This is a genomic window from Shewanella oncorhynchi, assembly GCF_012584455.1.
GTDB lineage: Bacteria > Pseudomonadota > Gammaproteobacteria > Enterobacterales > Shewanellaceae > Shewanella > Shewanella oncorhynchi.
Map to the genome: position 1 here is coordinate 207917 of NZ_JABAEB010000007.1, position 12539 is coordinate 220455.

Annotated in this window: 11 protein-coding genes; all 11 read right to left on the bottom strand. The window is 45.3% G+C overall.

What is annotated here, in order from left to right; genetic code table 11:
* Positions 1-2: 2 nt before the first annotated feature.
* Complete coding sequence (locus tag HGO26_RS13245) at positions 3-1763, bottom strand: GspE/PulE family protein (RefSeq protein WP_113940085.1); 1761 nt, start codon at positions 1761-1763, stop codon at positions 3-5.
* Positions 1760-3073, bottom strand: coding sequence for a tetratricopeptide repeat protein (locus HGO26_RS13250; protein WP_168825689.1), 1314 nt, complete (start codon positions 3071-3073; stop codon positions 1760-1762). The genes HGO26_RS13245 and HGO26_RS13250 overlap by 4 nt, the downstream gene beginning before the upstream one ends.
* Positions 3070-3978: an ExeA family protein gene (locus HGO26_RS13255; RefSeq protein ID WP_105251273.1), complete on the bottom strand. Its 909-nt coding sequence runs from the start codon at positions 3976-3978 to the stop codon at positions 3070-3072. Before HGO26_RS13255 ends, HGO26_RS13250 begins: the two co-directional genes overlap by 4 nt.
* Before the next feature lie 6 nt (positions 3979-3984).
* Positions 3985-5667 carry a pilus (MSHA type) biogenesis protein MshL gene (gene mshL / locus HGO26_RS13260; RefSeq protein WP_105251272.1) on the bottom strand — a complete coding sequence of 561 codons (1683 nt, stop codon included), beginning with the start codon at positions 5665-5667 and terminating at the stop codon, positions 3985-3987.
* Between the two features lie 14 nt (positions 5668-5681).
* Positions 5682-6002 carry an MSHA biogenesis protein MshK gene (locus HGO26_RS13265; protein ID WP_105251271.1) on the bottom strand — a complete coding sequence of 107 codons (321 nt, stop codon included), beginning with the start codon at positions 6000-6002 and terminating at the stop codon, positions 5682-5684.
* Complete coding sequence (locus HGO26_RS13270) at positions 5989-6639, bottom strand: MSHA biogenesis protein MshJ (protein WP_168825691.1); 651 nt, start codon at positions 6637-6639, stop codon at positions 5989-5991. The genes HGO26_RS13265 and HGO26_RS13270 overlap by 14 nt, the downstream gene beginning before the upstream one ends.
* Entirely contained in the window at positions 6636-7238 is a 603-nt protein-coding gene (locus HGO26_RS13275; protein WP_105251269.1) for a fimbrial assembly protein, read from the bottom strand. Before HGO26_RS13275 ends, HGO26_RS13270 begins: the two co-directional genes overlap by 4 nt.
* Positions 7235-8113: an MSHA biogenesis protein MshI gene (locus tag HGO26_RS13280; RefSeq protein WP_105251268.1), complete on the bottom strand. Its 879-nt coding sequence runs from the start codon at positions 8111-8113 to the stop codon at positions 7235-7237. The genes HGO26_RS13275 and HGO26_RS13280 overlap by 4 nt, the downstream gene beginning before the upstream one ends.
* Positions 8114-8358: 245 nt before the next feature.
* A complete protein-coding gene (csrD, locus tag HGO26_RS13285; RefSeq protein WP_168825693.1) occupies positions 8359-10302 on the bottom strand; it encodes an RNase E specificity factor CsrD in 1944 nt (647 codons plus the stop codon).
* Between the two features lie 186 nt (positions 10303-10488).
* Entirely contained in the window at positions 10489-11733 is a 1245-nt protein-coding gene (locus tag HGO26_RS13290) for a malic enzyme-like NAD(P)-binding protein (protein ID WP_168825695.1), read from the bottom strand.
* Between the two features lie 522 nt (positions 11734-12255).
* Positions 12256-12468: a 50S ribosomal protein L31 gene (gene rpmE, locus HGO26_RS13295; protein WP_063883331.1), complete on the bottom strand. Its 213-nt coding sequence runs from the start codon at positions 12466-12468 to the stop codon at positions 12256-12258.
* Between the last annotated feature and the right edge of the window lie 71 nt (positions 12469-12539).

A 12539-nucleotide genomic window follows, 5' to 3' on the forward strand; every position in this document is an offset into this window, starting at 1 on the left:
AATTACGCCTCAACGCCTTGTTGGCTGATAATATCCTTCGACAAAGGTATCTGAGATTCACTCACGTCTTCCACCAACTTAGCAACCTCTTCAATCGTCGTCATGCCTTCGCTCAGATATTGCAAAGCAGACTCTGCGAGTGGGGTGAAGTTAGGGCTCTGCAACGCGGCTCTGGCAAAATCCTGCGGATTACCAGTACGCATAGCATCGATCATCTTTTCATCTAGCTCGAGGATTTCAAAAATACCGATCCGACCGCGGTAACCACTGCCATTACAACTCTGGCAACCCGTGCCAATTCTAAAATTCGCATGGGTAAAATCTTTGCGGCTCACACTACTCAGCCAGGCTTTTTCCTGCGGTGTCGGTTGATACTCTACCCCACAGTTATGGCAGACTCGGCGCACTAAACGCTGGGCAATAATCACCCTTAAGGCACTAGCAACTAAATAACTCGCAGCGCCCATATCGAGTAAACGTAGCGCACTGGTGACCGCATCGTTGGTATGCAAGGTCGATAACACAAAGTGACCCGTTAATGCACCCCTAAGACCAATCTCCACGGTTTCTTGGTCACGCATTTCCCCCACCATGATGATATCGGGGTCTTGACGTAAGGTGGTGCGTAATACATTTGAAAAGTTTAAGCCAATCTTATGGTTAACTTGTACTTGGTTGATCCGCGGCAATTGATACTCGACCGGATCTTCGACCGTGATGATCTTACGGTCGGCGGTATTGAGCTCGCTCAAAATACCGTACAAAGTGGTCGTTTTGCCGCTACCCGTTGGACCTGTGACCAGTAGCATGCCGTGGGGACGTTTAATCTGTTTACGAATACGCGCCAAAATAGCAGGCGGCATACCGGTTTCGTTTAAGGTCAATAAACCCGCTGATTGATCGAGCAAACGCATCACCACAGATTCGCCGTGGTAAATCGGCATAGTCGACATACGCACATCGATATGATGACCTTTGATTTCCATATGGAAACGACCATCCTGCGGCAAACGTTTCTCGGAAATATCGAGACCCGCCATCAACTTAAGTCGTAATACTAAAGCCGCGGCAATATTAACTTCATTCAGAATCGTTTCATGTAGCTGACCATCGATACGCTGGCGAATACGTAAGGCTTTATCACCGGGTTCGATATGAATATCCGAGGCGCGCATTTGCACCGCATCCTCAAAAATCGACTGCAGCAACTTAACCACTGTGGTTTCATTGTCACTATCGCCCGACGTGAGGCTGGCTAAATCGAACATCTCATCGGCGGCGTATTCTTCTTCGAGCTTACCGGCAATCTGAGCAATTTGGTCTGTACGGCGATATAAGTTATCAAACGCTTGCAGCAGTTGCTGCTCGGGCGCTACCGCTAACTTCAAACGCTTAGGTGCGATAAGCATTTCGAGGTGATCGAGCGCCTGCAAATCCGCGGGGTCGCTCATTGCAACTAATACGCTATCGCCCCGGTCTTCAACCGCTAAAGCGCGGAAACGTCGTGCTTGCACCTCAGGAATAAGATGCACCACTTCCGCAGGGATAGGCATTTTACTGATATCCAGCAAAGGCACATTCAATTGTTGCGACAAGAACTGCAGTAACTGATGTTCGGTAATCGATTGCAGATCAATGAGGGTTCGGCCCAGTTTTTTGCCCGTATTGCGCTGCTCGGCCAACGCCTGTTGCAACTGCGCTTCAGTAATAATGGCTTCTTGAACTAACAGATCGCCCAAACGCATTTTTAATCTGGGTTTCATTGGCTATCTCCTAGCTGAGTCAAACGTTGTTCAATAAAGGCACTCGCCTGCGCCGATAAGCCTCTATGGCCTAAAGCAGTCCGATAGGCTTGGCGTGCTTGGGGAAATTGCTGCTGCGAATCGAGCGCATAGGCCAGCCCCATCCACCATTTAGCCTGTTGAGGTTCTTGTTGCAATAATTGTCTATAGGCTTGTTCTGACAACGAAAACTGTCCTAACTTTTGCGCTAAATCCGATTGTGCCATCCACTTTTGTCTCGCCAGTGGATGCGTGTCAGGTATGTTGGCTAACGTCACTAATGCGAGATCAGCCTGACCAGAGGCTTGCTGAACCCGAGCAAGCAATAAGGCAAAGTCTAACTGCTGTGGGAATAACAGCATGCCTTGCAGTAACACTTCACTGGCTTTGGCTAATTGACCTTGCCCATAATGCAGCGCAGCTAACTGCTTGCGCGCTTCATGCATACTGGGATCAAAGCCTAATGTTTGCTCATAATAACTAATGGCATCTTTGAGTTTGCCATCCCTTTCAGCCTCGCTCGCTAAGGTAAACCGCTTCTGCGCCAACTGCTTTGGGGTCAACTTCACCTCAGTAATCGCCATTTGCCCTTGCTCTTGGGGCGTGAGTCGATTAGTGCCAGCATCAGCTTTAACTTCTTGTACTTTAAGCTCATTGCTCGCGTTAAGTTCATTATCGGCGGCAACACTGGCACGTTCTGACATCATTAATGCAGAGGGTGCGGCAGCAGTGACCTCGGCGCTTCGCACACTTGATGTCACACGATTTGACTGTGAATGGCTTGGCTCGCTTACCGTATCGACTAGCTCATCTGCGAGTACTGAGCTCTCATCTAGTTGCCGTTGTGACTCTTGTTCAACCTCATTTTCTGATTCAAATTCTAGCGGCTGATTAAGTACAACGTCGTCGACACTGGGTTCAAGCTCTTCACTCTTAGTCGTAAACTCCTGCGTAGTCGCAACTTTAAGCGGTTCTTCGACGACTTCGACGCTTGCTGAAGGCTGCCTCGAAGTAATCTTGTCTACCTGCACAGGCTCGATTTGAGTCTGAGTAGATTCATTTTGCCCATTTGTTTGAGCCGAAATAGTCGCTTCAGCAGGCTTTGCCATGAAAAGTTGCCAGCCATAAACCAGAGCGCCACCGAATAGCAATGACACACCACAGAGCAGCAGCCCGTTAAACGGAGCCCGCCTGCGAGCTAAATATTGCACCTGTGGCTGAGCCACGTTGCTGAGCTCATGCCCCTGCTGACGCTTGTCGAGATCCTGCAGCATCTTGTTGATCACGCTCATACAACACCCCTGAAAAAGTGTTGTAATCCCAAACCGAAAGCCACTGTCATCAAAGTGAAAAAAGGCAACCATTTCCACGATAATAATCGGCGAACACTTGCATCTTCGGTGTCTTGAATTGCGGCTTTAACGTGGGAGGTTTGCACACGAGTAGCGCCTTCGCCGAAACTCAATAACAAGGCTTTATGGGCAAGAATATTGATCAATCTGGGGATCCCTCGGGACGCATAGGCTATCTGACGTGTTTCCCGTGATGTAAAGAGTGGTTCGCCCGCACGCCCAGCGATAGCTAATCGGTGGCGAAGATAAGCGTCGGTTTCATCCCATGTCAGTGGGCGAAGGTTGTAGCTAAAAGTAATCCGCTGTCTTAATTGCCTAAATTCTTGGCGTTTAAGCCTGTCATCGAGCTCGGGTTGCCCAAATAACACTACCTGTAATAATTTGCGTGTCTCGGTTTCCAGATTAGTGAATAACCGCAGCGCCTCAAGACTGTCGTCCGGCAATGCCTGCGCTTCATCGAGTACCAATACGATGGCGTGCCCGTGGGCGCTCAAGGCTAAAAGCTGCTGTTGAATAAGTCCAGTGAGTTGCTGCTGGTCGATATTGCTGGTGTATTTAAGGCCCAGCTCACTCGCTACCGCCCAGCGTAATTCAGCTGGCGTGAGATAAGGATTAGGCAAATATGCGCAATGAAACTGACTCGGCAATTCGTTGATAAGCTTGCGGCAAATCAACGTTTTACCAGTCCCCACTTCCCCAGTCACCTTAATAAAGCCCTCGCCCGTTTGCAACGCGGTTTGCAAGACTTGCAAGGCTTCCACATGTGGCGACAGACCGAAAAAAAATCCGGTATTAGGTGTCAGTGAAAATGGAGGTTGGCTTAGGCCAAAATGCTTCTGATACATAGAAGCTTACTTTGTCTCCGGATACCAACGATCTAATAAGGTCTTAGAACGTTGCAGCTCCGTTTTCCAAGTATCGACACCGACTATCGTAGGTTTTAACAGAATAATAAGCTCGGTTTTCTTCTTCTGCTTACTACGGTTTTTAAATAATTCACCTAGGAAAGGAATATCACCCAACAAAGGTACTTGTGATACCACTTCGATGTTTTCACTCTTCATCAAACCACCAATCACCACCACATCACCAGAAGCCGCGCGGATGACAGTATCAGACTCACGAATTTCACTCTGAGCTAAGGGTAATTCAAGCAATTCATTACTCACTTTGATGTTTTTTCTCTGCTCTTTTACATCGATAACAGATGGATGCACATGCAGTAACACATTGCCGTCACTATCAATTTGCGGCGTAACGTCTAAGGCTATGCCCGAGAAAAACGGCGTAAGCTCGACTTGCGGAGTGGTCACAGGTGTTGTTCCCGCAACTGTGGTCGAAGAAACGTCGGTGACAAAGTACTCATCGGAACCCACTTTAATTACGGCTTTTTGGTTATTCGATGCAGTGACCCTTGGGCTAGACAGTACATCCACATCACCTTGGGTATCTAATAGGTTGATCATAGTCGTAAAGTCAGAACCTTTAATGCTCAACGAGGTGACACCACCCATAGCCGAGGTGATTTTATCACTTAAACCTGGGCCCGCTGATGTACCAAAATTCACATTAGTATTGCCAACATGTCCCAGCACATTATCCCATTGGATACCTTGCTGATAACCATCGGATAATGTGACTTCGAGGATCTTCGCTTCTAAAATCACTTGGCGTTGCAAATGACTTTCTGCGGAATTTAAAAAAGTACGCACTTGGCGTAATTCACTAGGAAAAGCACGAATGGTCACTAAACCCGCCTGCGGCGTAACAACAACCTGACGACCGCCACCCGTTTCGCCGATTATCGAGGATAATGTCTCTTTTAACTCTCCCCAAAAATCCGTCTTAGTACGCGAACGGATAAAAGTACCGTTGCTACTATCGCTACCGCCGTTACTGCTCGAGTTATTGCCATTACTGCTGTTCGAGTTATTGTTATTATTCGAGCCGCTATTGTTTGAATTGTTATTGTTCGAATTACTATTGGAATTATTGCTATCCGAAATCCGTCCTGAACTCACTGACGTCACAGATAAGCCATCACGTTCCATATAGAGATAATTCAGCGGAAACGTCTCGGTACGCATTCCAGCAGGAAACACTCTTAGGATGCGCCCTTCGCGACTGACTTCGTAGCCGTAGATATCTTCAACCACTTGAATTGCTTCAGTTAACGTCACACCTTTAAGGGATAATGAAATCGTACCTTGCACGTCGGGATGTACGGCAACACTCAGCGGTGTACCTTGGACTAAGCTTGGAAAAAATACTTTAGCATCAACATCGTGGGCTGATACATCGAAACGACGCTCAGTTTCCAACGTGGGGGTCAAACCTGATAGCAATGCGCCTGAATTCAATTCCCGCTGAACCGCGTCCGGCATAGTCGCAGGCGGTGGCGTCGTTGATGCCGTTGCCGTCGCCATTGAGGCCGCTAATTCCGCCTTACTCGCCTCCGGCTGTGGCCTATTTGTGGTCTGACACGCCACAAGGCAAAGTGAGAGCAGAGGTGTAAAGTATTTAATCGCTTTCATCTGAGGTGTATTCCCTATCTCTCTGTTATTGCTTGAAACAATGTCAATTTTCGTCCATCGGACAGCGATACATAAGTGGGGGTAATTTTAACGATACTCAGCCCCTGAACGCTGTCACCAACAGACAATATCTTGTTATTTATCACAGCATAAGCCGTGTTTCCTGAGCTTACTATGCTGTTAAGTACAAGCGCCTGATCCTGCGTTTGACTCGCATGACCCTGCACAGCAAAGCCTTTACCGGGCAAAGTCGGGTCGCGCAGCGATTCAGCAGACACCATAGGGCTACTAACCAATAACAACACACTGATAATATAAGACTTATTTAGAAACACTGATAAAGTCCTTATTAATACTCAAGGTATAAAGTTCAATCTCAATGGTCGCTTTTGGATATTCTGCGACTTTATAGTCGAGACGCTTCCAATAAAGTTTATCTGGCATGGCCTCAACGGCTTCCACAAAGCGCAACACAGAAAAATAATCGCCCTCTAGACTCAAGCGAATACCATGGCTATATAGATTGAGTTTTTTCTCTTCACCCACGGGTAACAAAGGGATGGGCGCTATCGACATAAACTTAATTAATTTAATCCCTTGCACTTGTCCCAGTAAATTACCCAGCAACTGCGGCATATAGTCTGCCGGCACCATATCCACCATCTGCTCATCGAGTTGGGCATCTAGGGCTTGATTCTGTTGCTGCAACAGCACTAAACGCTGTTGGTAATCTTGATTGGGATCTAACGCTAAACGTTGCTGATACAAGTCAATCTGCTGAGCCGAAATCGCGTTTTCCTGCTCTAAGGCTTTTAACTGTTGTGAAACAGCCACATGGGTTTTCCACAGGGACTCTAAGGGTAAATAACTCAGCATGCCGACCACGGCCAGAATGGCGACTGAGATCAACACTCGCTCACGGCGACTTAGCGCATCAAACTGTTGTCCTAATTGGGCTAACTTTTGCTTCATTGCGCGGCTTCCTCCTTGTTATCGCTTTTCAAGGTAAAGGCCAAAGGTTTATCTTCACCGCGATCCATGCTCATCGACGAGAAAGCTTGCCCCTTTAAAGTCTGCGTAGTTTTGAGTTTGCCAATCCACTGCGGAATGCTTTGAGGATGGTCGGCAAAACCTTCGAACATAAAATCTTGCTCATTAATGACGATATGACTAAGCCAAACACTCGCATCCGACACGACGGCTAAATCTTTAAGAACTGGCGCAAAACCACGGCTAGTTAAAGAAGTCCTAAGACTCAATTCTCCCATGAGTAATTGCTTCAGCTCTAACTGTTGTGCCGCTAAATCGACTCGCGCAACAAGATCGGCATCGGGTTTACGCGCAGCAATTTGTGCTTCTAATGCCTGTTTTTGGGTATCGAATTGCTGCTTTTGTTGGGCAGCCAACTGCTGTGCCTGTTGTAACTCACTGACTTGCCAGTAGCTATAACCACCTAAAACCGCAAATAAGATCGCAAAAACCAAGGCGTAGGCACTTAAACGCGCAAAGGTTAATCTTTGCTTCGGGGGCAATAATGAAGGAGTGTAAAGATTGACTCGGTATTTAATCACTCAGTACCTCGATAAAATTCAGCAAAGGCTAATCCCGCCATTCGCGCGCCAACACAGCTTTTATCAATGACATTCACAGCTTGATTGAAGTTTGCCGAGACTAACTTAGCTAAAGTATCCACGGCACCATCGGCGAGGAGTTCGATAGAAGATACCGGAGCCTGTCTCAATTGACTTTCAAAATAATCCATAGAGCGCTGAATTTCTAAGCTTAAATTGTCTGCCATGCCATAACTTAACTCATCCGCTTGAGTCTTATCCAATTGAGTAAATCCGCGCACGCGACGCTGCATATACAGCTGACCTTGCTTAACCACAGTCAGTAGCAATTCTTGACCGGGATTATGGCTTACCACCAGACGCGCTTGGTTGTCATCATTAAATAGGTTAGTCACGGCTAACTCTTCGATACTAATACCGAAAAGCTGTAAATCTTGTTCATGAATGGCCTGCACCATACTCACTAGCTTAGCTTTATCCACCACCACAACATTGATTTTATTACTCGGAATGGGTGACTCAAAGTAATCCAAATGGATTTGCGGTACAGGTAGCGTGACCATGTCTTTAATTGACCACAACAAGGCTTGGGATAACTCGACAGTATCGACATTCGGTTTATCGGTCAGCAGTAATTGATAAAGGCCGGAAGCCAAAATCAGCTGTAACTGTGCATTGGGAAAGGATTTAGCCACAGCAGCAAACGCCAATGACCAGTGCTCATCTTTCAGCTCAAAGGGTAACCACTGCTCAGCATTTTCTTTTTGGGCAGGTGCGTAAACCCATAATTTATCGGCGCAGACATAGACACCAAGGCTAGTCGGTTCTGTTCTCTTCTGCCAAAAGGCTAATCGACCTATAAGACTTTTTTCCATAAAGATGCCTATAACCAACTGAATTTAAAAGCTTGAGTAGTCTCTTTCGCACAAACTTCCTGTCACTCCACTCTCCAGTGCTCCTTGACCTATGACCTGCTCGATACAGAATAAAAACCGCAAACGTCATATTTTTGGCACTGGCTAGTTTAGCCGCAAATGCTCGTATTTTATAGATAAATACGTGAATAATAGGATCTATTTGTCTCTAAGACGACATTAATCACCCAAACACTGAACTTCCCTTACTTAGCCTCTATGGGTTCACTGAAATACATTCCCTGCGCTGCGCCAACACCGAGGATTTGCAGTGTCTGCCACTCTTCAAAGACTTCTACCCCTTCGGCGCAGACTTGTACTTCCGTTCGATATAAACCGCCAATCAAACTGCGGATAAATAATTGGTTTTCTGGCCGTAAATGAATATGACGCACGATGGATCTGTGTAACTTAATTAAATCAAAATGGCATTCGCGAATGTAATAAGTACCGACAACCTGCTGACCCACATGATCGACACATAATCTCGCGCCCATTTTACGGATCATATCTAATTTAGGCTGCAACTTTTCTTGATGTTGAATAACAATATCTTCAGACACTTCGAAAATCAGTCGCGTGGTTAGATGGCGATATTCTAATAGCGTCGTTTTTAGCCATTGAGTGAAGGCTCGGCTCATTAGCGAATCCAAACTCAGATTAATACTGTATATCTGCGGCGCTGATTTCTTAACTGTTTGAGCATTCGATACGCCGTCTGCTAATTCATTCGACAATAATAACAATACCCGCTCAATAATTTGCCGTTCGACTTGCGGCATTAAGCCACATTTATTAGCCATTGGAATAAACAGTGTGGCACGGATTAACGCCCCCTGATTATCCCGAGCCCGCGTAAATATCTCTTTATGGTGCTCATTACCATCTGAATCAATTATCGGCTGGCTAAAGGGGAAAAATCGCCTTTGCACTAATGCGTTTTCTAAAAAGCTTCGCCAACGCACTGAGCCTTTGGCAAATTCTTCATCAATCGCGCCTTTGTCATACATAAACCAATTACTATTCCCCTGTAATTGTGCCGCCCTCAAAGCCATATCGGCTTCTTCAATTAACTGAGCCGCATTATCGCCTGCGGTAAAATAAGCGCATCCGAGGTGGAAAAAGTTATCGCTATTCTCAACATCAGGCAAAGGCTGGCTTAGACATATCTTGAGTAATTTGCTGGCAAATTGATCCGCTTCAATTAAGGAGATTTGCGGCACGACTATGGCAAATTGATTATGGGAGCGACGGGCAAAAATACTATTAGCTTGAGTTTGCAGTAATTGACTTATCGCATTAACAGTCGAGTTTAATAGCTCTTTCGTCACTGCTTCACCTTGGGATTGCTGCAATAAATCCAGATCATCCATTTCTAATAAATAGATCACCCCGTGGGCAAGCATAGCCTGATTATGACTAAGGGCGTCGAGACGATTATTCAAAAAGAGTCGGTTACCAATGCGCGTTTCCGCATCAAGAAAGGTATTAGAACGGATGAATTTGTCGAAACGCCCCCGCTCCTTTTGTGCATCCTGTAACTCTTCTAACAACTTAGTCAAAGCACGGTTAATCAGCCTTGGTTTACCATTTCCAGGGGTAGCGAGTGCTTGCTCATACTTACCTTGCAGAATCAATCGACTGCGTAAGGCTAATTCTTCAATGCCATCGAGCTGCTGTGAAAACCATAAATAACCAAAACGCACTAAGGCAGCCACGGCTAAGATACCGACCAACAAAATCAGAATTTCATACCAACTGAAAGTGTAATGTTCAAAGGGCTGAGTCAAGGTTAACTGCATACGCAAGCCAGATGTCGGCTCTAGCACATGGTCATACACCATCGCATTTTGCGTAGAAAGGTTGCCTTCATAGGCAAATAACACTTCATCTTTCAAGGTCAACCGAAAATTAACGGCATTGTAAGCAAGCAGCATAGGCGGTAGCCAAGCCTCTAACTCCCAATCAGGTTGGTGTTGGAACTGATCGACTAACATAGTTTCGAGTTCAGCTACTTTTTGCTGCTGAAATTTATAGGTCAGCTGCACGAAACTCATCATAGCGCTCAGCAAAAATACGAAGGCGATAGCGGCTAATGACATTAACCAAAAGCTGGTTAATTTTGTAGTTAACATTCGGGTGAATTTCATCTATCCGCTATCCTGCAGGATTATTATAATTATTTGTGCGATTTTAACAGAAGTTCAACAAAAGTTGTCCGTTGATTATTCAGTAGCATAACCTAAAAGGCAACTAAGACGCTGTGACTTTAATGTCCACTTAAAAACAAAAAAGAGGCTAATTAGCCTCTTTTTAATGTTTTTACCACTTTTAGCCTAGTCGGCGTATTTAGGTAAAGTGGTGATCGCAGCCACACCAGAGTCGATAGCCGCTTGTGCAACCGCACGGGCAACATTTGGCAATAAACGTGGGTCCATAGGTTTTGGCAGCACATATTCAGGGCCAAAACTCAGTGAAGTCACATTAGGATAAGCCTTCAACACACTCGCAGGCACAGGCTCTTTCGCCAGTGCAGCAATTGCATGAACTGCCGCAATTTTCATCTCATCATTAATGCAAGACGCACGCACATCCAATGCACCACGGAAAATAAACGGGAAACACAATACGTTATTCACTTGATTTGGATAGTCGCTACGACCCGTACCCATGATCAAATCACTACGTGTTGCATGAGCAAGTGCAGGTTTGATTTCAGGGTCTGGGTTAGAACACGCAAAAATCACTGGCTTATCGGCCATCAGCGCGACTTCTTCTGCACCAATGACGTCAGGACCTGATAGACCTAAAAACACGTCTGCGCCTTTAATAACATCAAGAAGCGTGCGTTTCTCGGTATCATTCGCAAATAGTGCTTTATATTCATTAAGATCTGTACGGCCAGAATGAATAACACCTTTAGTGTCTAGCATGTAAATGTTGGCGCGATTCGCACCGCATTTTACCAGCATAGTCATACAAGCGATGGCAGCAGCACCCGCGCCCATACACACAAAAGTCGCGTCGCTTATCAACTTGCCTTGAATTTCCAGCGCATTGATCATACCCGCCGCGGTCACGATTGCGGTGCCGTGTTGATCGTCATGGAATACTGGCACTTTACAACGAGCAATCAATTCACGTTCGATAACAAAGCATTCGGGCGCTTTAATATCTTCAAGATTGATACCACCAAAAGTGTCAGCAATCGCAGCAACAGTATTAATAAATTCCTCAGGCGTATTATGCGTAATCTCAATATCTGTCGAATCGATATTCGCAAAATGCTTGAACAATAATGCTTTACCTTCCATTACAGGTTTAGAAGCCAAAGGGCCCAAATTCCCTAAACCTAAGATAGCCGTACCATTGGTAATCACGGCAACCGTATTACCTTTATTGGTATAACGATACGCATTGTCAGGATCTGCAGCGATTTCGCGTACTGGCTCAGCCACACCTGGGCTATAAGCTAGGGCGAGATCGTGACTCGTTTCGGCGGGTTTGGTAAGGCAAACTGCGGTTTTGCCTGGTATGGGAAATTCATGATAATCGAGTGCTTGTTGACGAATATCTGACATTTTAAAATCCTGAAATGCGACATTTATAATTGATGAGAGTAAGACCTACCAACACACATCTAATCTCACCAAAGGGTGATGTTAATAGTCTGGCTGGTCGGGGTAAGATACGCCAATAAGGGGAATTTATAAATAAGAGATTCATAAATTTCACTTTAGCCGCCAAATAGACCCTCTAAGCTTAGTTTTATAAACTTATCTCCTATAATAAAGCTGCATTTCTTAATATGTTTTGTAGGAAACAAACATATATTTTGTAGTTACTGCGCTAGTTGTAGCGACTTAATCTCAAAAATGTTGGTTAAATTACAATATATGGCGACTAGCATATTTATCTTATAGTTAATTGCTATAAATAAGTCGAATTATACACTTGAACTCTCAATACAGAATAAGTTGACGATTTATTGAGTGAAGTCGTACCAGCTAGATATGTAGAATAAGCGGAATAAAGAAAATTGACGAATAACAAAAAGCAAAAAGGCGCCATAGGCGCCTTTTCTAGAAACATTGCAATCGCAATTATTTCTTTGCAAGCACTGCGAAGCGCTTGTTGAATTTGTCGATACGACCGCCGGTATCAACAACTTTTTGTGTACCAGTGTAGAATGGGTGACAAGCACCACATACGTCTAAATGCAGATCTTTACCAGCAGTAGAGTTTACTTTGATAACGTTACCACAAGTACAGTTTGCAGTGATGATAGCGTATGTTGGGTGGATACCTGGTTTCATTGGGGTTACCTCAAAAGTGTAAGGCCATGTCGCTCTTCCAACCCGTAGTCGGACACCACATGCATGTTAAT